The 1,149-nt window shown below is 69.3% G+C and carries 1 protein-coding gene; it reads right to left on the bottom strand.

Going from position 1 to position 1,149, the window contains the following annotated elements:
- Positions 1-1,149: phosphoglycerate dehydrogenase (gene serA / locus PHK61_RS31815; protein ID WP_274285043.1), on the bottom strand; the 1,149-nt coding region annotated here is incomplete at both ends.

Below are 1,149 nucleotides of genomic sequence, written 5' to 3'. Positions count from 1 at the left end.
CGAGGGCGTCCTCGGGGACGGGGGCCTCGGTGTCGGTCAGGACGTAGCCGCGTTCCCCGCGGGTGGACAACGCCTGGCTGACCACGTTGGCCCCGGCCTCGAGCAGCACCTGGTTGATCCCGGCCAGCACCCCGGGGGTGTTGGTGTGCAGATACCCCATCCGGAACGCCCCGGGTGCTGCGGGCAACGCCACCTCGGGCAGGTTCACCGACAACGCGGTCACCCCGGTGCCCAGGAACCCCACCAGCTTGCCCGACACGAACCCCCCGATCTCCTCCTGCGCCTCCTGGGTCGACCCCCCCACGTGCGGGGTCAGGATCACGTTGTCCAACCCCCGCAACGGCGAGGAGAACTCATCACCCTGGGCCTTGGGCTCGACCGGGAACACATCGATCGCCGCCCCGGCCAGATGCCCGGACAGGATGTTCTCCCGCAACGCGTCGTCATCGATCACCATCCCCCGCGAGGCGTTGATGAAGATCGAGCGCGGCTTCATCGCCGCGAACTGCTGCGCCCCGAACAACCCCGCGTTCCCCGGCCGCCCGTCCACGTGCAGGCTCACCACATCGGCCTGCCCCAACAACGCCTCCAGCGACTCCACCCGCCGCGCGTTGCCGTGCGCCAACCGGTCCGCGGTGTCATAGAAGATCACCCGCAGCCCCACCGCCTCGGCGATGTTGCCCAACTGGGTCCCGATGTTGCCGTACCCCACGATCCCCAACGTCCGACCCCGGAACTCATGACTGCCCCGGGCCGACTTGTCCCAGATCCCCTCGTGCATCCGCGCGGTCTTCTCCGGCAACCGCCGCACCAACGCGATGATCTCCCCCAGCACCAGCTCCACCACACTGCGCGTGTTGGAGAACGGCGCATTGAACACCGCCACCCCCCGCTCGGCCGCCGCCGCGAGATCGACCTGATTGGTGCCGATACAGAAACACCCCACCGCCACCAGATCCTTGCCCGCCTCCAACACCTCGGCCCCCACCGAGGTGTTCGACCGGATCCCCAGCACCGACACCCCCGCCAGCGCCTCCACCAACTCCCCCGCACCCAACGACCCCGCCCGGACCTCGACCTCCACACCACGGGCACGCAACGCCTCCGCAGCGACCGGATGGATGTTCTCCAGGAGCAGCGCCTTCACGC

Source organism: Actinomycetospora lutea (genome assembly GCF_028737205.1).
GTDB classification, from domain to species: Bacteria; Actinomycetota; Actinomycetes; order Mycobacteriales; family Pseudonocardiaceae; genus Actinomycetospora; species Actinomycetospora lutea.
The sequence above is the reverse complement of the archived record's forward strand: the minus strand, read 5'-3'. Positions and strand labels throughout refer to the sequence as shown.